Genomic DNA, 25,340 nt, shown 5'->3' with positions numbered 1-25,340 from the left:
GACCATAAGTGTTATATAGAAACTGTTTTTTAATGCAAGCACCGATAAGCTATAAGCTATGCCTACTCACTTAACTGATACTCACTTTTCCGATTTGCCGATTAACGGCAAGGTTGTTGACGCCTTGGCGGCAGCTAATTTTTCACATTGTACACCAATTCAAGCACTTGCACTGCCCCCTTTACTAGAGGGGCACGACATTGCGGGTCAGGCACAAACCGGGACCGGTAAAACCATTGCCTTTTTGGTGGCTACATTTCACTATTTGCTAAGCAAAGCAGAAAATGCAGATAACAGCAAATCAAATGGCCCTCGCGCTATTATAATGGCGCCGACCAGAGAGCTCGCCGTACAAATCTACAACGACGCCAAACTGCTTAGTGAGCATACTGGATTGTCGCTTGGGTTGATTTATGGGGGCGAAGGTTATCAAAGTCAACGTGAAACGTTGGAAGAAGGGGTAGATATTATAATTGGTACGACAGGACGCATTCTCGATTACTATAAGCAGAATGTGTTTACACTGAATAATATTCAGGTTGCCGTGCTCGATGAAGCCGACCGTATGTTCGATTTAGGCTTCATTAAAGATATCCGCTTCTTGTTTCGTCGTATGCCGCCAGCAAGCGAGCGCCTAAGCATGCTATTTTCTGCGACACTTAGCTATCGCGTACAAGAGCTTGCCTACGAACACATGAATAACCCTACACATGTACAGGTTGCTCCAGAACAAACTACAGCAACACGCGTTTCTCAAGAGCTGTTCTATCCGTCTGATGATGACAAAATGCTACTGCTTCTTACGCTACTTGAAGAAGAGTGGCCAGAAAAAGCGATTGTTTTTGCTAATACAAAAAATAGCTGCGAAAAAGTCACCGACTGGCTTACTGCTGACGGGCACCGCGTAGGCTTACTCAGCGGTGATGTACCGCAGAAGAAACGCCTAGGGATCTTAGAAGACTTTACTAACGGCAACGTAGACGTTCTGGTAGCAACTGACGTTGCCGCGCGCGGTCTTCATATTGATGCTGTTACCCACGTATTTAATTACGATCTACCTGACGACGCTGAAGACTACGTACACCGAATTGGACGTACCGGCCGCGCAGGGCAAAGTGGTGTTGCAATCAGTTTTGCCTGTGAAAAATATGCGTTAAACTTACCCGCAATAGAGCAGTACATTCAAAAGGCTATCCCAGTTACCGATTACGACCGAAGTGCACTTCTTGATGATGTAACACCACCAAGACCGCGCAGACGACGCGCACCAAACAACCGCAACAGTTCTCGACGAGGCGGCAACGGAAGAGGTCGCGGTAAACCACAGCAGCGTGGTAATAAAGCGTAAGCGCAGTAATTGAGAATCGAGAATTTATGCAGGCAGAACTTCAGCACGATGCACAGACCTACGGCGAGTACTATGCCGCCGTAGACTTAGGCTCAAACAGCTTCCATATGGTTATTGTTCACGTCGTCAATGGTAGTGTGCAAATAATAGGAAAAATTAAACAAAAAGTGCGCCTAGCCGCAGGGTTAGATGAAAATTTTGCGCTTGATGAGAACAGCATGGAGCGCGGCTGGAACTGCCTGCAAGTATTTTCGGAACGTTTGCAAGACATTCCTCCTTCCAATATAAGAATAGTTGCTACCGCGACGTTGCGCCTAGCAACTAACGCACATGTATTCATTCGCAAAGCCGAACAAGTACTCAATCATAAATTAGATGTTATTAGTGGCGAGGAAGAAGCTAGGCAGATCTATCTAGGTGTTGCATATACGTCGGCTAATCAAGGGAATAGCTTAGTTATTGATATTGGCGGGGCCAGCACTGAAATCATTATCGGTAACGATATGCAGCCAATCCATCTAAAAAGTTTAGATATGGGCTGCGTAACCTTCATGGAACGTTACTTTCAAGATGGCGACATAACGCAAGATAACTTCGACAAAGCGAAGCAAGCGGCCCATGCGCTTATCGCTAATGTAGCTGACGCGTTTTTGTGTTTTGACTGGGATAATTGCCTTGGTGCCTCGGGTACACCTCAAGCGATTACCGAAATACTGGTTGCCCAAGGAATAAGTGATGCCATTCGCATCGATTACCTTTACCACTTGGAAAAGCAGTGTATTGAGTGCTCAACTATGCAGTCACTCGACATTGATGGTCTTGAAGAAAGTCGCAAAGCAATATTCCCCTCAGGGCTTGCTATTTTAATTGCGTTATTTGAAGCATTTAACATTCAGCACATGAATATTTCTGGTGGCGCGCTTCGAGAAGGCCTCATTTATGGCATGTTAGATAATGTGACCGAGAACGACCGACGTCAACAGACACTTAATCAAACTAAACATCGTTATCATATTGATACGAGTCATGCCAACACAGTGAAACAGGTTGCGTCTTTGCTATGTCATCAGCTATGTGCTCAGCAAAATATCTGCCATCTTGATACAGAAACTATTTTGGGTGCGGCATCTCAGCTCCACGAAATAGGATTACATATCGAGTACAAACGCCACCATGAGCATGGCGAATATCTGCTTAGCCATATTGATCTTCCGGGCTTTACTCGGCTTCAGCGCACTGCTATACGTGACCTGGTAGCTCAACATCGCCTGAACATCAATACTAAAAACTTCGATAAATACCATGCAGACTATCAGCCAATGCTCAAAGGACTGCTGCGTATTTTGCGCCTATCAGTTGTGCTTTGTCTTCGTCGACAAAACAAACACATCCCGGAATTGCGCTTATTATGTGAAGAGGATAAATGGACTTTGCGCTTCCCAGAGGGCTGGCTAAAAGCACACCCTCTGATTAACGCAGAACTTGCAAACGAATGTTGGCTTCAGCATAAGGCTGGCTTTGAGCTCATTTGCGAATAGCTAAGACTGCACCGCTATTAATTTTGCAGCAGTGCAGCTGCCTTAGGTGCAAAATAAGTTAAAATACCGTCAGCTCCTGCGCGCTTAAATGCTAATAACGACTCAAGGATAACCGCATCTTCCTCAAGCCATCCGTTTGCAAACGCCGCTTGGTGCATGGCGTATTCACCGCTTACCTGATACGCAAACGTCGGTACGTTAAACGTCTCTTTACAACGTCTAACAACGTCAAGGTAAGGCATGCCTGGCTTGACCATTACCATGTCAGCGCCTTCTTCTAAGTCCAACGCAATTTCATGTAATGCTTCGTCCGTATTTGCAGGGTTCATCTGATAGCTTTTTTTGTTGCCGCCCTTTATATTAGCTGCCGAACCAACCGCGTCGCGAAATGGGCCGTAATAGGCAGATGCATACTTTGCTGAGTACGCCATTATACATGTATTAATATGCCCTGCTTTTTCAAGTGCTTCCCTTATTTTGCCAATTCGGCCATCCATCATATCGGAAGGCGCAACAATGTCTGCGCCCGCTTCAGCGTGAGATAACGCTTGCTTAATCAGCACCTCTACCGTTTCATCGTTCATCACGTATCCATCTTCGTTAAGAAGACCATCTTGTCCATGTGATGTGAAAGGATCGAGTGCTACATCCGACATTAACATAACGTCTGGATACGCCTTTTTAAGTGCTTTCATCGCTTCTTGAGCTAGGCCATTTGGGTTGAACGCCTCGCTTGCACACTCTGACTTTTTATCCATTGGCGTAACGGGGAACAGTGCGAGCGTTTTAATCCCCAAATCTACCCACTTTTCTGTTTCTTGTATTAGCAAATCGATAGACAGCCTATCTACACCTGGCATAGAGGGTACTGACTCCCTTGCGTTCTCGCCAGGAAGCACAAATACGGGATAAATTAGGTCATCAGTTGTAAGAACATTTTCAGTTACAAGCCCTCGCAGCGTTTCGTTTGCTCTGAGTCGGCGCATCCGGCGCAAAGGGAATGGAGAAGATGTCATATATATTCCTGTAAAGTTTTATATTTCACGTTATTACGCCCACCTGCTTTTGCTTCATAAAGCAATGCATCTGCGTGTCTTAACAACAATTGCGCGTGATCTTCGTTTTCAATTATAGTGCTGGATACACCCGCACTCGCTGTAAGATCAATGTTCTGGCCCTCATAGTTAAGCGGTGCACCCTCAAGAGCCTCTCGGATAGTCTGTGCCACGTGATACGCACCGCTTAGGTCGGTGTTAGGCAAAATGATAGCAAATTCTTCACCACCTATACGACACACATCATCAGTTGGTCGGTGGATGTGCTTTTGGAACAGTTGTGCGATATGTATAAGACACGCATCGCCCCCGTCATGGCCATACGTGTCATTAATGTTTTTAAAGTGATCTATGTCCATTAAGATAAGTGAAAGCGGTGTTTGTTCACGACGGCTTCTTCGCCCCTCGGAGCGCAAACGTTTATCGAAGTGTCGTCGGTTATATACACCAGTAAGCGGGTCGATTGCATTTAATCGCTCTAACTCTTGGTTTACCTCTGATAGCTCTCTTAACGTAATTTCGAGTTCGAGCGTGCGCTCCTCTACTTTATACTCCAAATCATCTTGATAACGCTTTTGTACTTCTAGCAAGTTTTCCTTTGCGATATTTGCCTGCATCTCTTGGTCTAATGCAAATTGCTGCGCTTCGATCAAATCGTCACGACTGTGGCTATAGCTGATAGCGAGGATCAACGCCAAAATTATCGTTTCAACAGCGCCACCCACGATGAGTAAGTTATTCGAACCAATGGGTAATTGAATAAGGTTCACGTTATCTAAACTCGCCGTTAATCCACTAACAAGGAGAAACCCCCAAGCAACAGAAAAGTATCGCGCAACCACCACTCCACGGGTTGCTAGCCATAACCCAAGGCCGAGTGTAAAAATAACTATCAAGCTGAGTAGAACTAGGAATAATTTAATCATCACATAGTATGGCACCGCCATACCCACTATGATGGAGGCGCCACAAACCCAGCTAATTCCTTTGGATATGCGGTCAAGCTTAGTACTGTGCTCCCTTACAGGCAAAAGACTTCGGGTAAATAGGGAGGCAAACATTATAGTGGCGTTGGCAAATACGACCACGGCTTTACTTTGAAACCAAATGTTATCTTTCCATAGATACGCAAAGCCATAACCATGCAATGTGATTAGCGTCAATGCTAAAGAAAAAACGTAACCAGAATAAAATAAAAACGATAGTTTGCGTGCTGTTACAGTGAGAAATGCATTGCTTATCCCCATAGCTATAAGGATGCCGAAAAATATGCCTAAGGCAACGTTGCGGCTTGAGGTGTAAACAATAAATTCTTTTTCTTCCCAAATTCTTATAGGTAAGCGAACCGTGCCGGACGTCTCTACTTTGATAAAAACACGTTGAGATTCGGCACTATTTGGCAATGGGAAAAGGGGTTTAGCATGCAAGATTGGCCTTTCTGACAAAGACTGGCCATCTCCCGCTGAATATAACGCCGTAGGTTTGCTCCCCGTAAGTTGAAAAACGCCCACGTCTAACGTATCAAGTAACGGGTAGTCGATATGAAGAATAAACCTACTTTCATCACTTTGTGTAGGGGCAATGACAAGCGAGAACCACTGCACATCACCGTCCATACCTAAATTAACGGGCGCCGATATTGTTGACCATTCCGACGCCGGCACCTGCGCAATATTATTGAAGTTATAATCATTGCCCTTTTCGTTTTTCAAGTACTTAAGCTGAGAGTAGCGTGGGGCCGATTCAGCAACCGGCGAGAGATTAACAATAACGATAATGAATGCAAAAACAGCAATAAGTGTAGTGGCGATAAGCCCTATGTCGTACCTTCGTATTGCATTAGAATTTATTTGCATACGGTCCTATTCAATACAAAACAACTTGCAAGTATTAGCATAACTGCTTGACTGTAATTTATCATTGTCGACGTTTAAATAATTGCTTAATTGCTCAGCGATATGTGGTAGATACGCCGGCTCGTTATTGCGCTTTCTTGGCTTGAGGGTTTTGGGGAAGAGATAAGGCGCATCTGTTTCCAGTATAATTTTGTCCAGAGGTATTTGTTTTACAGCACCTCGAAGTGCCTCACCTCTTTTTTCATCACAAACCCAGCCTGTAACACCAATATATAGGCCCAGCGATAGATAGGCTTTTACCTGCGCTTCATTGCCTGTAAAACAATGCGCTATTCCCCCTCTAATACAGGATCTGTATTTTTCTAAAAGCTGGATCTGGTCGTTAAACGCATCTCTTTCGTGAAGGAATACGGGTAAATCAAGCGCTTTCGCTATAATCAGCTGTGCCTCAAAAACCTGCTTTTGAGTGTCTCTCGGTGAAAAGTCGCGATTAAAATCAAGGCCACATTCGCCAATTGCTACACAACCTGGCTTTTGCGCAAATTTTTCCAAAAGTGAATAATGTTCTGCGTTTACCACTTTTGCGTTGTGAGGATGTACGCCAATTGTATAGCAGCAGCTATCTGGAAACCTTTGATACAGGGCTTCTGCCTCACTCCACTCGTCAGGGTGTGTTGTGATGATACAGAGCTTATCTACACCATTTTCTTTTGCCCGAGCGATTATGTCATTAGCGTCAAAACGTTTGTCGAGAAGATTTACGCCTGCATCGAACCAAGGCATTTATTTTAGCCGCTTTACTTTAAGGCGCTTATTAAGCCCCTCTACACCTAAATAAAAAGCGCCCAGTATACCCCGTTCAATTTGCACTTTTTGCCCCACGCTAAGCTTGAGAAACTTATTATCGGTTTGTTGCCATACCGAGTTGTCGTTAAACGTGAACCTATTTTTGCCGCGGACTGTCTGAGATATCGACGTGATGATAAGCGACTTCTCATCGATGTAATTTTCTCGATCTCGTCGCCCTTCTAAACCAAATTCAACGCTTGGCTGTTCCACCTTACGTTGGGTTATCGGCGCCTTTTCAACGTCGCGAGATAAAGCAACCTCAGACTTCAGGCCTTGTTTCTCAGTTGTCGCTATGGGCGCAGCATGGGTATAACGTTCGACATTTTTTGCCATTTTATCGAAACACGCCAAACGTTGGGTATCATCAACAATCTCTCGACAATCTTCTACCGCATCGTGCAGAGATTGAGAATAAGCCTTGTTCAGCCCCAACAAAGACATCAACATAGCAATCATTAGTGTGCGTAACGTCATAACCCGTCCTTTACTTACTTGCGTTGGCATCTTCCGCGTCTTCAGACTCGTCATCGTCGCGTGGTTTTCTACCTGCATAAAGCCCCCCGACAATCACACCTATCTCAAACAGGATCCACATTGGAATCGCTAACAGTGTTTGCGAAATAACATCTGGAGGTGTCAGTAACATTCCCACAACAAATGCGCCCACCACGACATAAGGGCGCTTTGCTCTTAACGATTTCGCGTCGGTAATGCCCGTCCAACACATAAGAATGATTGCGATGGGAATTTCAAACGATACCCCAAAAGCAAAAAAGAGCTTGAGCACAAAGTTAAGGTAGCTTGATATATCTGTGCTAACCGTAACACCCTCGGGCGCAACACTGGTAAAAAACGCAAACGCAATGGGAAATACTACAAAGTATGCGAAGGCCATACCGGCGTAGAACAACAACGTACTTGAGAATAACAGCGGTGCAACTAGCCTTTTTTCATTGCGATAAAGCCCGGGCGCAACGAACCCCCACACTTGGTAAAGCACATAGGGAATTGCAATAAAAAATGACAGTACAAGCGTTAATTTGAAAGGGGCGAAAAAAGGAGACGCAACATCTGTAGCAATCATTGATGCATTTTCAGGCAGTGATTCAAGTAGTGGCATTGCCAACAATTGATAAAGGTCCTGCGCAAACGCCGCCAAACACATAAACACAACAAGCACACTCAATAACGCTTTGAGTATACGGCTACGCAGTTCGATTAAGTGAGATATTAAGTTGTTAGCGTCAGACATCTATTGTTTTTTGTAAGGTTCTTGAACCGACTCAGCGGCTTTTTTAAGCTCATCAACGCTTTGTTCGAGCTCGGGTGAAAGATCTTTAAGCCCTTGTTGTTCGGCTTTTTTTAAATTCTCATGCAATTCGTGTACGCGCAACTGATGCTCTACTTCTTGCTTGAAGCCTGTCGCTACGTTGCGCACACTGCGGATTGTATTTATTGTTGAGCGCATGGCACCAGGTAACCTTTCCGGCCCTAAAATTAGGAGTGCCAGAACACCAATAACCAATAACTCCCAAAAGCCAATATCGAACATTAGGATTTTTCTTTAACGTCGCTCTGTGTCTTAGTTGAAACAGGCTCTGCCGCTGACTTTTCTTCAACTCGCTTGCTTTGGTCAAAGTCTGCGTCTTTCTCTTCTTCGGTTACTGCTTTTTTAAAACCTTTAATCGCACCGCCTAAATCAGTACCAATACCTTTGAGTCGTTTTGTACCGAACAATAGTACTACGATTACTAGTATGATCAGCAGCTGCCAAATACTAATACCACCCATAAAATTAATCTCCGTAACATCCTCACGTACAGTATGCCATTGCCCGCTGATGCTTTCACCTGAATATTTGTCCCAATGAATAAAGATTGACGTTTTACTGATGACAATCCATGCTCTGTGTATCTAATTAGCAAACCGTTGTTTAATACAACTATTCACGTTTTTACAAGGAGTTAGTGAGCAATGCTATGCTTTACCGCTGTTTATTGTCATTTATTTCTCACTGTTCCCACAACGCTGAATATAAACTATGCCTCGGTGAACCTACCCGTAAATACGACAAGTGGAAGTGCAGCTTATCATCGCATTGAAGACCCGCAGGACGCCACGCGCATGCGGGATGATGCATTTGAAGATAACGTACAGCCTTACACATCGTCGCACGACCAACAATGGTTCGACATTTGGCAGCGTAGCTTTACCGATACGATGGACTTTACGGTGAAGCAACTTGATGGCTTGTTTGAACGCGATGAAGATGCAGATACGCTAGAACACAAAGAAGCCAGGGCAGAGGGCCGTATTCAACTTGCTTGGGAGCCAAGGAGCGGCATGCTGTCTGATACTGATTTACGCTTTCGCATTCGAGTACGCCTGCCTGCACTGAAAGAACGCGTTGACCTACTTTTAAGCGATAATGAAGACGAAGCGCAGAACAATACCATACGTGCAGCTAGAGATACTGGTAATAACGACCGAGACAGAACGACTATTGCGCTGCGGTTTCGCCCAGAGCAAGATTCCCACTACTCGTTTAGAATTGGTGCAGGACGTCGTGACCAATTATATGCCATGACCCGATACAGAGATGCTTTTGCTTTTTCTAAACAGTGGGCCATGCTTTATGACGCTGAACTCTACTACTACACGCGAGATAGGTTGGGTGCCGAACTTGGTTTAGCACTCCAGTATGAAATTAACAAAAAGCACCTCGTCCGGCAAAACAACCGCTTTTACTTTCGCGATGATACTAACGACTGGTTGTGGCGCCACGAAGTCCACCACTTGTTTTCAGTTGACAAGCATAACGCTGTTATACCTCACCTCATGGTGGAAGGGTTAAGCCAGCCCAATTATCGCGTAGAAGAAGTCTATGGCGGATTTAGATGGCGAAACAATATGTTACGCGACTGGCTTTTCTTTGAAGTAGAGCCCTTCGTGTTATGGCTACGAGAAGAGGACTTCAAAACCTCTTATGGCATAGCCTTGCGCGTGGAGGCTTATTATGGGCGAGATACCTAAGCACAGTCTACTCGTAAATTACAAACGGAACCCTGCTATAAGCGCAATAACGCAGGTTATGAAAACGTGATGCTTCTGATGATTGCAACACATGTGTATTTCCACTGTCCTGCCAGCGAATCGTGTCTTTTGAGCGACATAGATCTTGCGACTCAAGTCGCCACCTGCCCCGCTCACTGCGCTTGAACGTAGTAAGCTTTTCTGATGGTTCGAGTATGAGTTTCAATTCACCCGATGTAATCTTTCCAGACGTGCCGCTTGGTAAATAACTCGCTTCACCTGCAATAATACGTTTGAGGCCTTTAGATGAATGTGAGATGTCTTCTTTGCCGTAGCTCATATCTACAATGAATACTCCGCCTTCCCCAACTACGCTAAAAGACGCGTCTTCAAAGGGCGCTTTCGCATCGACAATCAATGCTGTAGTTTCATCTATACCGAAACCAAATGATTGTCCACTAGACGCTGTCGCAGCGATAAGACGGGCTTCACGATCGCGTTCCGAAAAATGAGTATCAAGTAAGCCCCAATTGAAAAGTCCTAAGCCACCTGCCGGTTTAATGGTCATTGCACCATCGATAAGGCGATTTTCACATTGAGCGCCAGCCTCGCAGCGTTGTGATGTAGGATTAACACCATATACACCGCCGGATAAAACCCCTTTCGAATCGCCGCTTGTTAACATAGGGACAGGCCGATGGTTTTTGTATCCACCAGCCTGCACGGCTGTTCCTGCACTGGTCCCACCTACAACTAGCTGATCGTCCCTCCACCGTTCACGTAACGTTTTAAGAAAATCGCTGGGGCTTCCTGTAGGTGTACTTAGTGCTGCCAGTGTTTTACTTTGGTCTCCACCGTTAAAGAAAAGACCGTCAAGGCGAGATAGTGTATTCACCGCCAGCTGGTTATCTTCACACCATGAGCGTTGTTTGCTCGTACGCTCCGGATATAACCTCTCTTTATCAAACAGCGAATGCTGCGCCCTGAAAAACGCGAGGTTGTTACAACTTTGACCTCCCAACTCTTTAACATAAACGGCCTGTTGAAAAGCGGGAGTTAACGGAAGCCAAATGACTTCTACGTTGGGTTGTTGAAAAACGCCTTTGTAGAAGTCTACCGCTTCAAATGGATCGCGTGACGATGCCGTTACAATACCTATGATCGTTCGAGCAGTTGTATCAGCGTTCTCTTTCTCCGCAATTTTGGCTTGTCGTTTCGCATGGGCAGCTTCAATAAACGCAGTATAGATATCAACTGACGCCCCAGCTTTTGTATCTGCCAACGACACTTGCTCTTGTAATCGATTACCTTGCTCGTCTACTTGCTGCGCTTCTAGCGCATCTAACAAAATGAAGTAATCAGTGTCTGAAAGAGAACGAATATTGCTGTCTGAGAAGCCAACATCATTGAGGGCATCTAGCAGCGCATTCTTTGTATAAAGCCGGTCACCCTCAGATGAATTAATATTCACCAAATATGAATATAAAAAATCTTTATTTTGTGAGTATTGGTTCGCTAACTCTTGATACCTGAGCAGTGACTGTTGATTTAATTCATACAGAATCACCGCTTTTCCCGACGAAAAGGTCGACGGGGACGTGCAGTTTTGATTAGACATACTTGAACATGTTTTTAATGCTCCTCCCGCCAAAACCAGGTTCGGAGAAGCAAAACAAAACACTGAAAATACAGCAACATAAAAAAAGAAAAGCAATTGAAGTAGTGTTTTCAATCTATTCTTGAAACAGTTAAAAAAAGTGTATAAAAAAATTACTTTCATTTGAACCAACGGAATATTTTATTGATTGACTTTTATTCACGGTAGTGTTAACTAATAATCAATGTCAACGGCAAAGTAAGTGTCGTACAGCAAATTCTTACCCAGACGAAATGCATAAATCGTCACAACACTGGTTTTTATAAATGATTAAGAAAGCTGCCAACCTAGGCAACTATCGCTATCAAAATTTTTACTTGTCGGAGTGGTTCGACGAGTAACGCTCTCGCCCTTCAATTCATTGAAGCGGTCACGCTGCGTCTTGCAGCAAATTTATATCTAAACAAGTGTTGAATCGCGCGAAAAGCGGCAATAGATCGTGCGCGTTACAGGGATCACAATAATGAAAACATCAACGTTACATCACAAAACAGGTGTGTCTGTTGGCACGCTAAGCTACCTTTCACTTTGCATATTTGGCGGCATATTTTCTCAGGCTTTATCTGCACAAGAAGTAAGCGAAGAAGAAATTGTAGAGCGTATACAAGTTACCGGCAGCAATATCCGCGGCGCAGATATGGAAGGCGCACAACCGCTTACCATATTAACGTCAGAAGATATTGCACGCACAGGCGCATCTACCATTTCTGAGCTAATGCGCACGGTAACGCAAACCCGTGGTGGCGTTGGTACATTTGACACCACTCAAAGTGGGGCAACGTCTACCTCTACACCACCTGGTCAAGCGGCGGCATCACTTCGAGGCATTGGGCCCTCTTCAACATTAACGCTTGTGAACGGACGCAGAATTGCAGCAAGCTCATTTGCTTCTGGCACTGAAAATTTTGTTGATATCAATAGCATTCCTGCCTCAGCAGTAGAGCGCGTAGAGGTACTAGCGACGGGTGCATCTGCGATTTATGGTGCAGACGCCGTTGCAGGTGTTATCAACTATATTCTCAAAAACGATTATGAAGGCTTAGAGCTTCAAACTAATTACGAGAACACCACCAACAGCAACGACCATGGTGCCTTCAATGCTCAAATGCTGTGGGGTAAAAATTTTGATAACGGCAGTAATTTAACGGCGTTTTTCGACTACTTCGACAGAAAAGCGATAAGGGCAACCGACTTTTCCCAAACGCGCGATCCTGTTTTAGAAAGTAGTTACTCATATCTTGCCAAGGGGCAGCCCAACATTTACTTTGATAGCACACTAGACCGCTATGAAATGCCTGCGCCTAACTGTCCTAATGAGCTCACAATAACGGAGCTCGATGAGGAAATTTGTGCATACTATGCCAATGAAGATGACTATTTCGAAACGCCACTAGAAACCTTGTCAGGAGGCTTCACTTATACCTACCAAGGTAACGACATTACGTGGCGGACAGATCTTCTTGCCTCGCATACCAAATCAACGTCATTCTCAACACCATCACCGATTAATCAGGTAAACGATGAAGAAGGAGCATGGATAGAGCCCAATGCTCTTAACGTACTCGAGGACGAGGCCCGTAACGCAATTATTAACAACTTGTACTTAAGCTCTTTTGATACTGTTGCAGGTCGAGAACTTGAAGGTCTTCAATACGATGCTCGATTTGTATCCCCACGTACCGTCGAAATAGAAACTGATGCTATCCGCCTAGTTTCATCCTTACAAGGGTACTTTGGTGAGTGGGAATGGGAAGCTGGCGCCCTTTATTCTCGCAGTGAGTCTGAACAGGTGGCTACACAAGGTATCTACAACCGCTATCTCTACACAGCTGCCGTTCACGGAGAGCTCTGTGATACGGTTGAGATTGCGCAGTATGACAGCACAAACGATATTTTAAGCTGTGGCAACGGCGCACTGTTATCTGCCTATAACCCTTTTCTAGTAGGCGATGCGCAAAACGACGCTATCTTGGGCCTAACACAAGCACGCCCCACTCGTGATGGAACCAGCGAAATGTTCGGCCTAGATGCCAAAATTAACGGTGAAATAGCGCAGTGGAATGGCAATGCTGTGTTGCTAGCTGCTGGGGTTGAATTCAGACGGGAAGAAATCACTGACTTGCCGTCTTTAGACTCACAAGCGAGAGCGGAAAATAGCTTTCTTGTCGATGTTTTTGGATTCGGTTCAAGTGCCTCTGCGGCAGACAGAAATCAGATGGGCATTTTTGCCGAGCTCTTTATTCCTGTTACCAATCAATTTGATATTAGTCTTGCCGGCCGTTTCGACGATTACAACGATTTTGGCAGCACGTTTAATCCAAAAGTGGGCTTCACCTACCGCCCAATTGATGACTTAGTACTTCGCGGTTCGTGGTCAACAGCATTCCGTGCTCCCTCTCTGACTCAAGCAGGCGTGCAGCTGCGAACGACTCGCGCGTCTTTCGACTGTTCAGTGAACGACGCCGTTGCTGATTTGTATTGCGAAGGGCAAGGCAGCGTTCGCGGCAATAACGTACTTGAGCTTGGTAACCCTGCTTTGCGCGCTGAAGAGTCAGAAACGTACTCTTTTGGTTTTGCCTATAGCCCAACTGACAACACCACGATTACGATTGATTACTGGACTTTCGATCACGAAGACATTGTTGATACCAATATGACGGGGGTTTTAGATCGTGCTATTACCGATGCTTCACTTCGCCATTGCGGTGTGTTGGATGAGGGTGAGGTAGGCATTTCGTACTTGAAAGACCTATGTTTGGTTACCGATAACGCAGGGAATACCATTGAGGATGAGGGCGCTAACTTAACTGAAATTCTTAATGCTTGGGTGGAATTTGACGCCCCCCGCTTTGATGAGTTACCGCTGTTTAGAGATCATATTTTATTGCTTGATAATACGGGCACTCAAGAACTCGAGGGTATCGACTGGGACATAGACCACGACTTTCAGTTAGATAGTGGCACGTTGGAGCTAGGGTTTTCTGGCACTCACTACCTAACCTACGACCGAAATAGGCCAGGCTCTGATGAAATTGAATCATTAGCGGGCACGTTCCTTTACCCTGAAACCGTTGCTACAGCCGAACTTTTCTATGTTCAAGAGGATTGGTACGTAGGTGCTTACCTTTTCTATACTAGCAGCTATGACGACGATATCATTCGTTTACGCAGCAGAGAAATCGATGAGTTAATCGAATTGGGCGCCATTGAAGATGAAAATGATACCCGCGATGTAAGCAGCTGGACTACCGTAACACTCAGCGCTGGCTATTACTTTGAGAATGCTGACTTGCGCCTTACTGTTGATAACGTTTTTGACCGAGATGCCCCTACGGCTTATGGCTCTGGTAGAGGTTTTGATGCCTTTAACCACGACCCGTTTGGTACGCGCTACACACTTGCGTTTAGTTACTATTTTCACTAAGTGACGATAGAGGGCGTTGAGCCCTCTTCACTTTCGGAGGTAAGGTTGCAACATTCACCTTCAACATCGCGAATGCCTGATGCATTCGTCATCTTATTCTTTGTAATACTGCTTGCAGGGCTAGTGTCTTGGCTTGTTCCTGCTGGTACCTTTGAAACAAAAAATATCACCACACCAGACGGCAACATTAAAACCGTGCTCGATGCCGATAGCTTCAGATATGCAGAAGAAAGCCATGGCTTTATGTTATTCGATGGCACAGGCAACAAAACGGGAATAGCTAACTATGCCTTTGATGGCATGGTCTCGGGCGACAAATGGGGTGCTGCAGTTGGTGTTATCGCTTTTATTCTTATCGTTGGCGGCGCCTTCGGCATAGTGATGCAAACAGGCGCTATCAACAACGGTATTATGGCGTTGATAAAACGCTACCAACACGCCGATAACCTTTTGCTCCCAGCTTTATTCTTGCTTTTCTCATTAGGTGGGGCGGTTTTTGGAATGGGTGAGGAAGCCATTGCATTTTGTATTGTGTTAGTGCCACTAATGACCGCCATGGGCTATAACGGCATCATGGCGGTGCTTGTCACTTATGTGGCAACGCAAATCGGCTTTGCTACAAGCTGGATGAACCCGTTTTCTGTGGCCATAGCACAAGGCATTGCCGAGGTGCCGCTAATGTCGGGCCAATATTTTCGCATGGCCATATGGGCCCTCTTTACCGCTTTTGGCTTAATCTTCACTTTGCGTTATGCAAAACAGCTAAAAAATAGTAACCAAGTGTCTTCGTTGGAATCCGAGGCAATTACCGCATCAACAAATAAGCTCACTGAGCCGCAATTTTCTGTTACAGACAAATTTATACTTGTCGCCTTCTTTGCCTGTATCTGCTGGGTAATGTGGGGGGTGATTATTCATGCTTATTACATCCCACAAATTGCCTCACAGTTTTTTTGTATGGGGATCCTCATTGGTGCCATCGCATGGATTGGCAAGCGTATGTGCTTAAACGATATTAGTGCGGCGTTTGTTAGCGGTGCACAATCGCTGCTGCCTGCAGCCCTCATTGTAGGTATGGCCAAAGGCATTGTATTAGTGCTTGGCGGTGACGAAGTGACTTCACCTTCTGTGCTAAACACCTTGCTACATCACACTGGTAGCGCATTAGCACAAACCGGTGCTGTAATGAGCGCTTGGCTCATGCTGTTGTTTCAAAGCATTTTTAATTTCTTTATTGCCTCTGGTTCTGGACAGGCTGCGATCACCATGCCTTTAATGGCCCCGTTATCAGATCTTGTAGGCGTGACTCGCCAAGTTGCGGTGCTAGCCTTTCAGCTAGGTGATGGCTTGACTAATTTAATTATTCCAACTTCTGCTTCGCTGATAGGCTGTTTAGGTGTGGCTGGCGTAAGTTGGACAACATGGGTAAAATTTATCGCAAAGTTTTGCGCCGGACTTTTCACACTTGCGTCGCTCACTGTTATCACCGCCGTATTAATAGGTTTCTCTTAAATGCTAACGCTTATCAAAAATGTAGAATGCTACTCGCCTTCACCTAAAGGCACGGTCGACATTCTTATTGCCAACAACGCTGTTGCACATATTGCTGCCAACATTTCGATGCATTCGCCTTCTCTAAACATTATCGACGGTAGTAATTTGATTGCAGTTCCAGGCCTTGTTGACAGCTTAGTGCATATTTCTGGTGGCGGCGGCGAGGGTGGCTTTCACACTCGTACGCCACAAATGTCGCTAACTGATGCAAGTTTACACGGAGTAACAACCGTCATCGGTGCGTTAGGTACCGATGCAACTACGCGAACGCTTCCTGATTTGGTGGCTAAGACAAAAAGCCTAAACATAGAGGGGATCAGCGCGTATTGTTACACTGGCTCCTATCACCTGCCAGCCCGAACCATTACAGGCAACGTCACTGACGATGTTGTACTAATCGACTGCATAATTGGGGTCGGAGAAGTCGCTATTGCTGATCATAGAGCTGCAGAACCGACTGTTCAGGCGCTTGCAGAAGTTGCAGCACAAGCTCGAACTGGTGGCATGATTTCTGGCAAAGCAGGTATCGTTTACATTCATACTGGCGAGGGAAAGCGCCATCTTTCTGTATTACATGATGTGGTTGATAATACAGATATTCCGGCAAGTCAGTTTTATCCCACTCACATCAATAGAAACCAGAGTTTACTAGATGCAGGCATTGCTTGGACGCAAAAAGGCGGCGTTATTGATATGACCACCAGCACCAACGAGCAATTTATTGAAGACGGTGAAATACCTGCAGCGGAAGCCGTGGCCTATTGCCTCAATCAGGGTGTACCTGCAAGCTGTTTAAGTATGAGTTCAGACGGAAACGCTAGCCTTCCAGTATTCGATGATAATGGCCAGCTTGTGGGCTTAGAAGTGGGTAAAGTAGGCAGTTTATTTGACGCATTTAAAGCACTGGTATTACAACACAATGTATCACTAGAGAATGCTATTGCTGTTGTCAGTAGTACCCCTGCCAAAAGACTCAAGCTACATCACAAGGGAAAAATAAAAGTTGGCTGTGACGCCGATATAGTGCTGTGTGAAAAGACTACGCTAAATATCGTGCACGTTATCGCTAGAGGTAAGCAGATGGTTCAGGATGGCACGGCTTTGGTCAAAGGCACGTTTGAATAACTAAACCTGCACGACAAGCTTTGCATCGCACTAATTGCTCTTATACAAGAAAAGGGCGCAAGCGCCCTTTTTCGTTTATTAACTACGATGTATAGAGTCGATGTTCACGCAACTCAAGGGCGAAGTGCCCTATCACCTCTAGCCAGACCACACACGCCGGTACGTGATGACTCGATAATTTCAGCACACTGCCCCATCGTCGTTGCAAATGCATCAAGTTTGTCTGTGGTGCCTGTAATTTCAATGGTGTAATTGTTTACATTCACATCCACAATGCGCGCACGAAAAATATCAGAGTTCCGCTTCACTTCAGCACGCACTGATTCAGTGCGCGTAGCAACTTTAATCAGCATTAATTCGCGCTCAATGTGCGTACCCTCAGTAAGGTCGACCACTTTTAGCACATCTATAAGCTTATTCACTTGCTTGGTGATTTGCTCTATAACTTTATCGTCACCATGTGTGATGATTGTTAAGCGTGAAAGACTTGCATCGTCGGTTGGCGCCACACATAGTGAGTCAACGTTATAACCACGCTGTGAAAATACACCAACAATACGAGATAGTGCGCCAGGGGCGTTTTCCATTAATACAGAGATAATACGTTTCATCAGGTTCGCTCCGTCTTGCTTAAGCGCATGTCATCCATCGCGCCATATTTAATTTGCATAGGATATACGTGTTCATTTTGGTCTACTGCTATGTCCATAAACACTAAGCGATCTGTGTAGCTGAAACATTTCTCCATTGCTGCGTCTAGCTCGTGAAGCTTGTCTACTTTAATACCTACGTGTCCGTAAGCTTCTGCCAACTTCACAAAGTCAGGCATTGAATCCATGTAAGAGTGTGAGTGACGTCCTTTGTAAATCATATCCTGCCATTGACGAACCATACCTAACGCACGGTTATTCAATGAAATAATCTTAATAGGCAAGTTGTACTGCAAGCAGGTAGATAGCTCTTGAATATTCATTTGAATACTGCCATCACCGGTTACTACCACAGAGGTTGAGCCCGGGTGCGCAAACTGCACGCCCATTGCAGCTGGTAAACCAAAGCCCATGGTGCCAAGGCCACCTGAGTTAATCCACTGGCGCGGTTTATCATACGGATAATAAAGCGCAGCAAACATTTGGTGCTGACCAACGTCAGAACTTACGTAGGCTTTACCGTCTGTGTGTTTGTACAAAGCTTCGATAACACGCTGAGGCTTAATAACTTCTTCGCCTTGTGCGTAGTTTAAGCACTCGCGAGAACGCCATGTTTCAATTTGCTGCCACCAATCGGTAAGCTTTTCGCTCTGGCCTGATAAATCTTTTTTGTTTACCTGGCTTAAAATTTGATCAAGTACTTTATCTACCGAACCAACAACAGGGATATGTGCATTTACCGTTTTTGAGATTGACGCAGGGTCAATATCAACGTGAATAATGTCTGCATGAGGGCAGAACTTATCAACGTTATTGGTAACACGGTCGTCAAAACGTGCACCTAGTGCAATGATGCAGTCGGCATTATGCATGGTCTTGTTCGCTTCAAGCGTACCATGCATACCTAACATGCCGATAAATTGCTTGTGTGTACCCGGCATAGCGCCAAGGCCCATTAGCGTGCAGGTTACGGGCGCATTAAGCTTTTCTGCTAATTCAATAACTTTTGCTGACGCCTCGCAAGCTACAGCACCACCACCTACGTATAGTACCGGACGCTCCGCTTTAAGTAGCGACTCAACCGCTTTTTTAACCTGCTTAGGGTGGCCTTTCTCAGTTGGATTGTAAGAACGCATGGTTACGTCAGTTGGGAACACATATGGGTGTTCTTCTGCTACGTTCACGATATCTTTTGGCAAATCTACAACCACCGGGCCAGGACGCCCTGTATTTGCAATGTAATAGGCTTTAGCAATTGCTTCTGGTATGTCAACCGCGCGCTTTACCAAAAAGCTGTGCTTAACGATAGGACGCGAACACCCTACCATATCAGTTTCTTGGAATGCGTCTTCACCAATATGCTTCGACGGCACCTGTCCCGATAATACAACCATCGGAATAGAGTCCATGTAGGCGGTAGCAATACCCGTAATAGTATTCGTAGCGCCTGGACCTGATGTGACGAGCACTGTGCCGGTTTTGCCTGTTGAACGTGCATACCCATCCGCCATGTGCGCGGCTGCCTGTTCATGACGTACGAGGACGTGTTTGACATCATCTTGCGCAAACAGCGCATCATAAATGTCTAGTACGGCACCACCTGGGTAACCGAACACATGTGTCACTCCTACATCTTTTAGCGCTTCAACCACCATGGCTGCGCCCGACATCATTTTCACAGTGCTTTCTCCTGTAATAGGTTGGGGGTTTGTCAGCTTTCGTTGACTTAGCCCCGACTATAACTAAGGAGTTAGGAAGATAAAACACTAAATTGCGTAAAAGTGAGATATATATCCCCATATTCACAATAATTAGGATAAATATTTCGACTTTGGCGTATTTTTCGAGATTTATAGGATGAAAATTTACATTGATTTAACAATATTTAGGATGCAACTACGCCTTGGGTACTATTGCAATTGCAACCTTTTCTATTAAACGAATTTTGTAGCCCTAATCTGATTCAGGCTGCACAAGCCAACAGATTCTAATCGTCTTCAAGACTGATATCGAGATCGCTGTTGTCACTTAATTCGTCATCATCATCTACGTCTTCAACAGCCGCTTTTTTAGACCCATAAATACTGGCAGTTTTTGGGCGATTGATTCTAGCTTGATATTTTAGCCACGCCTTTTCCTGTGGCGTACTTGGCTCTCTGTGACCTAACGCCGATTCTAAATACATCTGCTCTTCGTCAGTTTCCGGGGCAAGTTTGCCATCGACAAGCGCGGCAAACAAACTGCCGTGTTGTTGTAAAAGTTTACTTTCATTAATTGAAAAGTCCCCCGAACGAGCGAACCCATAGGGATAGTTTTTCTTATCCATGAACGGCTTTCTTGCAACTTGCTCTTTGGTAATAACAGACATCCAAACCTCTTTCACTACGAATTTATCATGTAAAAATAAGACACAAACATCTAAAGGAACCAGATTGACCAGACAGCGTGTTTATTGATCAACACGATATAATTAGTTTGGTTTTTTACCACTGTCAAACATAAAGTATTGCAATAGACAATCTTTAATCTTTAGCACTTTTCTTTGTAGAACTTCCTTGTTTAACCACGCGTTGCTACGTGTCATTTCGCGCGCTAATAACACTCATGCGGACGGAGATATAGACCAAAGTAGTAAGTAGTGATATCTTTCGCGCCGCACTATTTTTGTGCTTTTAAAATATAAAAGGATGTATAAATGAAACGTAGAAATAAAATCACACTGTCGGTCGCTTCACTTTTTGCCGTTATATCACCTGCGCTAGCTGATAACATTAACGGGTATGGTCCAAAATGGGATGTTGTTGAAGCGGGCTATGTTCAAGCAGACTTAGACGCAGATGACAGCTCGCCTTCAGGTTTTGGCGCTGCGGTTCTAAAATCACTCGGCGACAATTTTTACCTAACTGGTCGTTACCGTGACGTGAGTGAAGAAGAAAAGATTTCCAATATACGTGTAGACATCGAGTTATCACAATTGTCAGCAGGTATCGGTTACAAATACGCGATAACAAACACAACTGATATTTTTGCACAAGTAACGTTTGAAAACTTGGAGGCAACAGCTTCAGCACAAGGTCAATCCGACTCCAACGACGAAAATGGATTTGGTGCAGCGGTTGGTGTTCGTTCTATGGTTGTAGACCAGCTAGAGGTTAGTGCGCAAATCGGCTATATCGATATCGATGACGACTCAGAGACAGCATTCGGCGCATCGGCGTATTATTACGTAACTGACGATGTTGCGTTAGGCGCAACTTACGAGTTGTGGGATGATATCGACTTTATGGGCCTTAATCTGCGCTACGCTTTCTAAATAGCCCGTTATGAAAAGCCCGAGATACTCATTCGGGCTTTATTCCAACTAACACGCACTAACGTTTTTCACTCACCCATACAGTGATCGTTCCGTCGACAACAATGGTACCCTCGCTGTTGTATGCTTTAACCGATATGGGTAAATCGCCCGGTTTCCATGCATCATCAGGTACTTCAGCAACACAGCGGATGTTAGAGTCTGCTTTTGCCGGATACTTCACCTCCATACCTTTCGGGATCCACCTAAGGTTTTTAGGTATTGATGCTTCACACATAAAGCCCATGGCCATTTCTAGCCCATTACAAATTGCAATCACATGTACAGTTCCAATATGATTTTCTACAGCCTTGCGTTTGTTAATTAACACTTCGCAATAGTTGGGTCTAATGTCTGTTATAAGTGGTGACACCGTCGAAAAATAGGGTGCCCTACGTGCCGAATACCAACTGAATAATTTCTTCCCAAAGGGCAGTTTCAGGAATTTATTATATGTACTGAGTACGTAGTTCTTTGACATAATTTTCACGCTCATTGACAAGTTTTAGCCTTTAGCAACCAATATGTGGGTGGCTTGCTTTGAAAGCTCTGGTTAGACCAGTAACATAAAGTGAAACGTACGCAAGTGCAACAGAAGAGGGGAAAATCGGTTGCGCCCGCTTGATATGCTTCGTATCAATTCGGCTGAAAGGTTGTAGTACAAAAAATAAAAGAGGTTGACACCGCATTGGTGACCAACCCCTTGTTGACTTGCCCTACGCTAAACGTAGGGTCTATTAATTACCGGTAAATTTACATTGTGTAGTTTACGCCGAAGAAGAATGTCCGGCCTCGTGGACCTGTAGGCCAAGCTTCTTCTGTAGCAAACGGTATTTCGTCGGTAAGGTTGTTAATACCACCGAATACTGACAATGAGTCATCCACTTGATAGCTTGCATTCAAATCGTGAATAACTGTGCTGCCAAAGAAGCCACTGCCAGTACCATAGATTTGGTTTGCATCACCTAGACCCAGTGAGTTTTCAACCTCTCCATAAGCCTGACGGCTTTGGTAGGTTGTTTGGAATGCCATTGACAAATCGCCACGGCTCCAGCTCAACTCAATATTGCCTGCGGTTTTCGGAGACTGAATTTCTTCAAGACCAACATCAACGTCCGACGGATCCGTTGGGTTAAAGAAGCGATCTAGGGTATTTTGGCGTGTTCCTACAACGCTTATCCCAAAGTCATTTTCATCAATGCTAAATACATAATTAACAGAGAAGTCGATACCTTCAGCTTCCACGCGTGCAAAGTTGATCTCACCCGTTGTTAGGCTGTTAAGACCACCATCAGCGCGTCGAGTGAACTGGTCACAAAAACCAAGATTTGGGAAATTGGCCGAGTCATAACATCCGTTAAGAATGTCCGCAGACCCAACCGCTGAAATTGCATCCTCAATTTCAACGCTCCAGTAATCCACCGTCACCGTTAGCCCTTCAATGAAAGAAGGTCTGTAAACCGTACCAATGGTTACCGTTTCAGCAGTTTCAACATCCAACTCTGGGTTACCACCAGACGTTCCCGAGAAGCGCGCAGTCAGTGGGTTTTCCCAAATATAGTTGCCGTTGGCATCAAGAATTTCTTCTACTGGGATACCATTGGCCTGCAAATCTGCTACACAGTTTCCCTGACGCGATGACGTACCCGCATTGATATTTTGAGGGTCACAAGGGTCGACATTCAGGTTAACCGTGATAGGTAATTGAGGGCTGAATAACTCAGTGATATTTGGTGCCCTAACCGCTTCAGACAAAGTACCGCGAACATTTAAGTCTTCAATTGGGCTATATGAGAAACCTAATTTCCAAGTCGTCGTTTGGCCAAGCGTTGAATAGTCAGCTACACGTATCGCACCGTCTACGGTGAATTCATAAGCGAACTCTCTGTCTAGGAAGATGGGTAAACGCACTTCTAAGAATGCATCAACAACATCATACTCACCGCCACTATTGAACTGCTGAACGTTATCGATACCCGTTAAGATATTTAACCAAGGAGACACCTCATTCACTAACTGTCCTGCTGTGAATGGCGTGCCTTCAGGTAGTACGCCCCGCGAAATAGGATCCAATCTGTTATCGCTCGATTCTTCGCGATATTCTAGGCCAGTCGCATAGCCAAGTGAGCCGTCCAACACACTATCTAATACATCGAACTGACCAACCGCGGTTAATGTAACCACAGTTTGTTCTACAGTTAGCTCGTCTTGTAGTCTTGCAGTAATAAAGTCTTGCGCTTCTTTACTCGCTGCAAATGTACCAAATGGATTCAACGGTGCACACTGACCATCACCTGGCGTGAAGGTGTAATATCTGTCACTAGAGAACGCGCCATTCGCGTAATTCTGGTTAAACAAGAAATAGTCGATTTCGTAAGCGGCAGATGGGTCAAGGTCAGAGCGACATACTGCATTTCCATTCTCATCTACGGTCGAGTCGATGGCCGCGAAAATACGGTCTGTGTATTGGGCTGAGTATTCCGTTTTATTGGTGAAACGGCCGTGGTTCACAGCAAACTCAAGTGAGTGATCGTAAGCGTAATCCCAAGTAAAACCACCCACGAAGCGCTGCGTTTCACGTGTATAGTTTGTTTCGTCTTGGTCCCAACCTATTGCGTCCTGAGTTAAAAGAAGCCCACCAGTTTGGTCAACAACGGGCTGTAACTGCTCAGGAATAAACGGGTTATCTGGCATGATAAATAGCGTGTCATAGTATGAATCATACTCAGCAAAGAAGCTGGTCTCTGCTCTTACGTATTTTGCTTCGAAAAACGCATTTAATTCGTCAGTAAGCTGGTAGTTACCGTTTAAGTTTAAGATAAACTTGTCGGTATTCGGCATAAGCGTATCGTTGTCAAAGTTGAATTTACCGCCGTTGCCACCGCTACTTAAAAGACCGTCATAAATTGGGCCATCTTGGTTTACACTTACCGTTCCATCAGGATTTGTTATCCAACAACCCGCTAAGAAACCCGTTTGTCCACCACGTGACTCCTGACAATCCGCAATGCCGTTATTGTTGATATCGACATAAGTAGTCTCACGACCGCCAAACGTTGGCGCAATAGACCCCTCGTTAGATGTTAGCCAGTATCTCACATCGCTTGCTAGTATTCTGGTTGGATCATCTGGGCTTGTTGGAACAATAGAAGAAATACCATTGTTTCTAGACCAGTCTCTGTCACCGTGAAGCAGTTCTTCTTCATGCTCAACAGACAGCGTTAATACGATATTTCCTTTGTCGTCATCAAAGTTTTTACCGAACGCGCCATCAAGTGCAAAAGAACTACCGCCAGACTGTTCTGGCACAGCACCAGTTGCATTAATTTGAACGCCTTCAAAATCGTCTTTAAGAATAAAGTTAACTACACCAGTAACCGCATCCGCACCATAAACGGCTGATGCACCACCGGTCGTAACCTCAACACGCTCTACGAGAGCTCTTGGGATAGTACCAATATCAACAGCTTGAGAGCCCCTAAAACCTGCCACATGACGACGGCCATTGACGAGGGTTAGCGTGCGGTCAGCGCCCAAACCACGAAGGTTCAACGAGTTCGAGCCTGTATCGGTATTTTCCGCTGTTAATGACGATATCAACGCGGGTATGTCATTCACAACATCAGCCAGGTTGAGTTCACCCGACATGGCAATATCTTTTGAGTTCAATGATTGAACAGGAACTGAAGACAATACGTTAGGATCTGTCGGAATGCGAGACCCCGTAATGTCGATAACTTCAACTTCCTTCAATTCCTCACTTTCTGCTTCTTGCGCGGCTGCATTTGAGCTATAGCTCAAACCAAGCGCTGTAGTGATGCAAAGCGAAATAATGGAGCGTTTCATTGTATGTGGGTGTGTGTGCTTACCCATGGGATTTCCTCAACTTTTTATTGTTA

The 25,340-nt window shown here is 45.0% G+C and carries 20 protein-coding genes; 7 read left to right on the top strand and 13 right to left on the bottom strand.

Features of this window, described 5'->3' with window-relative positions; genetic code table 11:
• Nucleotides 1-58: 58 nt before the first annotated feature.
• Complete coding sequence (gene rhlB / locus BK026_RS16795; protein WP_071816866.1) at nt 59-1,348, top strand: ATP-dependent RNA helicase RhlB; 1,290 nt, start codon at nt 59-61, stop codon at nt 1,346-1,348.
• A 26-nt stretch (nt 1,349-1,374) separates the two neighbouring features.
• On the top strand, nt 1,375-2,886 hold the full coding sequence (locus BK026_RS16790; RefSeq protein WP_071816865.1) for a guanosine-5'-triphosphate,3'-diphosphate pyrophosphatase: 1,512 nt from the start codon (nt 1,375-1,377) through the stop codon (nt 2,884-2,886).
• A gap of 17 nt (nt 2,887-2,903) precedes the next feature.
• Here the strand turns inward: BK026_RS16790 and hemB are convergent, their stop codons facing one another.
• From hemB to tatA, 7 genes are read right to left on the bottom strand one after another with little or no spacing between them, the layout of a single operon-like run.
• A complete protein-coding gene (gene hemB, locus BK026_RS16785; protein WP_071816864.1) occupies nt 2,904-3,902 on the bottom strand; it encodes a porphobilinogen synthase in 999 nt (332 codons plus the stop codon).
• Nucleotides 3,899-5,797: a diguanylate cyclase gene (locus BK026_RS16780; protein ID WP_071816863.1), complete on the bottom strand. Its 1,899-nt coding sequence runs from the start codon at nt 5,795-5,797 to the stop codon at nt 3,899-3,901. Before BK026_RS16780 ends, hemB begins: the two co-directional genes overlap by 4 nt.
• Before the next feature lie 6 nt (nt 5,798-5,803).
• Entirely contained in the window at nt 5,804-6,580 is a 777-nt protein-coding gene (locus tag BK026_RS16775) for a TatD family hydrolase (RefSeq protein WP_071816862.1), read from the bottom strand.
• Nucleotides 6,581-7,120 (bottom strand): hypothetical protein, encoded by a 540-nt coding sequence (locus BK026_RS16770; RefSeq protein WP_071816861.1) that lies wholly within the window; start codon nt 7,118-7,120, stop codon nt 6,581-6,583.
• 10 nt (nt 7,121-7,130) lie between these two features.
• Nucleotides 7,131-7,898, bottom strand: coding sequence for a twin-arginine translocase subunit TatC (gene tatC, locus BK026_RS16765; RefSeq protein ID WP_071816860.1), 768 nt, complete (start codon nt 7,896-7,898; stop codon nt 7,131-7,133).
• The gene (gene tatB / locus BK026_RS16760; protein WP_014948087.1) at nt 7,899-8,198 is read right to left on the bottom strand and encodes a Sec-independent protein translocase protein TatB; all 300 of its coding nucleotides are present in this window, start codon (nt 8,196-8,198) and stop codon (nt 7,899-7,901) included.
• Entirely contained in the window at nt 8,198-8,437 is a 240-nt protein-coding gene (gene tatA / locus BK026_RS16755) for a Sec-independent protein translocase subunit TatA (protein ID WP_071816859.1), read from the bottom strand. The genes tatB and tatA overlap by 1 nt, the downstream gene beginning before the upstream one ends.
• A 183-nt stretch (nt 8,438-8,620) precedes the next feature.
• Between tatA and BK026_RS16750 the strand changes: the two genes are divergently transcribed.
• Entirely contained in the window at nt 8,621-9,679 is a 1,059-nt protein-coding gene (locus BK026_RS16750; protein ID WP_071816858.1) for a hypothetical protein, read from the top strand.
• 7 nt (nt 9,680-9,686) lie between these two features.
• Here BK026_RS16750 and BK026_RS16745 read toward each other — a convergent pair whose 3' ends face one another.
• Nucleotides 9,687-11,297, bottom strand: a complete 1,611-nt coding sequence (locus BK026_RS16745; protein WP_256253875.1) for a cyanophycinase — start codon at nt 11,295-11,297, stop codon at nt 9,687-9,689.
• A 502-nt stretch (nt 11,298-11,799) separates the two neighbouring features.
• Here BK026_RS16745 and BK026_RS16740 point away from each other — a divergent pair.
• The 3 genes from BK026_RS16740 to iadA all read left to right on the top strand — a co-directional run bounded on the left by BK026_RS16740 (nt 11,800) and on the right by iadA (nt 17,439).
• Nucleotides 11,800-14,760, top strand: a complete 2,961-nt coding sequence (locus tag BK026_RS16740; protein WP_071816856.1) for a TonB-dependent receptor domain-containing protein — start codon at nt 11,800-11,802, stop codon at nt 14,758-14,760.
• Between the two features lie 72 nt (nt 14,761-14,832).
• A complete protein-coding gene (gene yfcC / locus BK026_RS16735) occupies nt 14,833-16,272 on the top strand; it encodes a putative basic amino acid antiporter YfcC (RefSeq protein WP_071816855.1) in 1,440 nt (479 codons plus the stop codon).
• On the top strand, nt 16,273-17,439 hold the full coding sequence (gene iadA / locus BK026_RS16730) for a beta-aspartyl-peptidase (protein ID WP_071816854.1): 1,167 nt from the start codon (nt 16,273-16,275) through the stop codon (nt 17,437-17,439).
• A 113-nt stretch (nt 17,440-17,552) separates the two neighbouring features.
• Here the strand turns inward: iadA and ilvN are convergent, their stop codons facing one another.
• From ilvN to maoP, 3 genes are all read right to left on the bottom strand, one after another.
• Nucleotides 17,553-18,050: an acetolactate synthase small subunit gene (gene ilvN / locus BK026_RS16725; RefSeq protein ID WP_014975513.1), complete on the bottom strand. Its 498-nt coding sequence runs from the start codon at nt 18,048-18,050 to the stop codon at nt 17,553-17,555.
• On the bottom strand, nt 18,050-19,768 hold the full coding sequence (locus tag BK026_RS16720; protein WP_071816853.1) for an acetolactate synthase 3 large subunit: 1,719 nt from the start codon (nt 19,766-19,768) through the stop codon (nt 18,050-18,052). The genes ilvN and BK026_RS16720 overlap by 1 nt, the downstream gene beginning before the upstream one ends.
• 308 nt (nt 19,769-20,076) lie before the next feature.
• Nucleotides 20,077-20,457, bottom strand: a complete 381-nt coding sequence (gene maoP, locus BK026_RS16715) for a DUF413 domain-containing protein (RefSeq protein ID WP_071816852.1) — start codon at nt 20,455-20,457, stop codon at nt 20,077-20,079.
• Between the two features lie 327 nt (nt 20,458-20,784).
• Here maoP and BK026_RS16710 point away from each other — a divergent pair, with 327 nt between their 5' ends.
• The gene (locus tag BK026_RS16710; RefSeq protein WP_071816851.1) at nt 20,785-21,402 is read left to right on the top strand and encodes an outer membrane beta-barrel protein; all 618 of its coding nucleotides are present in this window, start codon (nt 20,785-20,787) and stop codon (nt 21,400-21,402) included.
• A 58-nt stretch (nt 21,403-21,460) separates the two neighbouring features.
• On the opposite strand, the gene BK026_RS16705 is transcribed toward BK026_RS16710, so the two are convergent.
• Together BK026_RS16705 and BK026_RS16700 are read right to left on the bottom strand one after the other, a co-directional pair.
• The gene (locus BK026_RS16705; protein WP_071817735.1) at nt 21,461-21,922 is read right to left on the bottom strand and encodes a hotdog fold domain-containing protein; all 462 of its coding nucleotides are present in this window, start codon (nt 21,920-21,922) and stop codon (nt 21,461-21,463) included.
• Nucleotides 21,923-22,194: 272 nt separating this feature from the next.
• Nucleotides 22,195-25,314: a TonB-dependent receptor domain-containing protein gene (locus BK026_RS16700; protein ID WP_071816850.1), complete on the bottom strand. Its 3,120-nt coding sequence runs from the start codon at nt 25,312-25,314 to the stop codon at nt 22,195-22,197.
• Nucleotides 25,315-25,340 lie beyond the last annotated feature (26 nt).

Origin of the sequence: Alteromonas sp. V450, assembly GCF_001885075.1 — a bacterium.
Lineage (GTDB): Bacteria > Pseudomonadota > Gammaproteobacteria > Enterobacterales > Alteromonadaceae > Alteromonas.
The sequence above is the reverse complement of the archived record's forward strand: the minus strand, read 5'-3'. Positions and strand labels throughout refer to the sequence as shown.

What these genes read in the sequence shown, in the direction of transcription:
- yfcC (WP_071816855.1), top strand. Translation starts at nt 14,833, where the DNA reads ATGCCTGATGCATTCGTCATCTTATTCTTTGTAATACTGCTTGCAGGG.
- BK026_RS16705 (WP_071817735.1), bottom strand. Translation starts at nt 21,922, where the DNA reads ATGTCAAAGAACTACGTACTCAGTACATATAATAAATTCCTGAAACTG.
- BK026_RS16740 (WP_071816856.1), top strand. Translation starts at nt 11,800, where the DNA reads ATGAAAACATCAACGTTACATCACAAAACAGGTGTGTCTGTTGGCACG.
- ilvN (WP_014975513.1), bottom strand. Translation starts at nt 18,050, where the DNA reads ATGAAACGTATTATCTCTGTATTAATGGAAAACGCCCCTGGCGCACTA.
- tatB (WP_014948087.1), bottom strand. Translation starts at nt 8,198, where the DNA reads ATGTTCGATATTGGCTTTTGGGAGTTATTGGTTATTGGTGTTCTGGCA.
- BK026_RS16745 (WP_256253875.1), bottom strand. Translation starts at nt 11,297, where the DNA reads ATGTCTAATCAAAACTGCACGTCCCCGTCGACCTTTTCGTCGGGAAAA.
- BK026_RS16790 (WP_071816865.1), top strand. Translation starts at nt 1,375, where the DNA reads ATGCAGGCAGAACTTCAGCACGATGCACAGACCTACGGCGAGTACTAT.
- BK026_RS16710 (WP_071816851.1), top strand. Translation starts at nt 20,785, where the DNA reads ATGAAACGTAGAAATAAAATCACACTGTCGGTCGCTTCACTTTTTGCC.
- BK026_RS16770 (WP_071816861.1), bottom strand. Translation starts at nt 7,120, where the DNA reads ATGACGTTACGCACACTAATGATTGCTATGTTGATGTCTTTGTTGGGG.
- rhlB (WP_071816866.1), top strand. Translation starts at nt 59, where the DNA reads ATGCCTACTCACTTAACTGATACTCACTTTTCCGATTTGCCGATTAAC.
- maoP (WP_071816852.1), bottom strand. Translation starts at nt 20,457, where the DNA reads ATGTCTGTTATTACCAAAGAGCAAGTTGCAAGAAAGCCGTTCATGGAT.
- BK026_RS16775 (WP_071816862.1), bottom strand. Translation starts at nt 6,580, where the DNA reads ATGCCTTGGTTCGATGCAGGCGTAAATCTTCTCGACAAACGTTTTGAC.
- tatC (WP_071816860.1), bottom strand. Translation starts at nt 7,898, where the DNA reads ATGTCTGACGCTAACAACTTAATATCTCACTTAATCGAACTGCGTAGC.
- BK026_RS16780 (WP_071816863.1), bottom strand. Translation starts at nt 5,797, where the DNA reads ATGCAAATAAATTCTAATGCAATACGAAGGTACGACATAGGGCTTATC.
- BK026_RS16700 (WP_071816850.1), bottom strand. Translation starts at nt 25,314, where the DNA reads ATGGGTAAGCACACACACCCACATACAATGAAACGCTCCATTATTTCG.
- hemB (WP_071816864.1), bottom strand. Translation starts at nt 3,902, where the DNA reads ATGACATCTTCTCCATTCCCTTTGCGCCGGATGCGCCGACTCAGAGCA.
- tatA (WP_071816859.1), bottom strand. Translation starts at nt 8,437, where the DNA reads ATGGGTGGTATTAGTATTTGGCAGCTGCTGATCATACTAGTAATCGTA.
- iadA (WP_071816854.1), top strand. Translation starts at nt 16,273, where the DNA reads ATGCTAACGCTTATCAAAAATGTAGAATGCTACTCGCCTTCACCTAAA.
- BK026_RS16750 (WP_071816858.1), top strand. Translation starts at nt 8,621, where the DNA reads ATGCTATGCTTTACCGCTGTTTATTGTCATTTATTTCTCACTGTTCCC.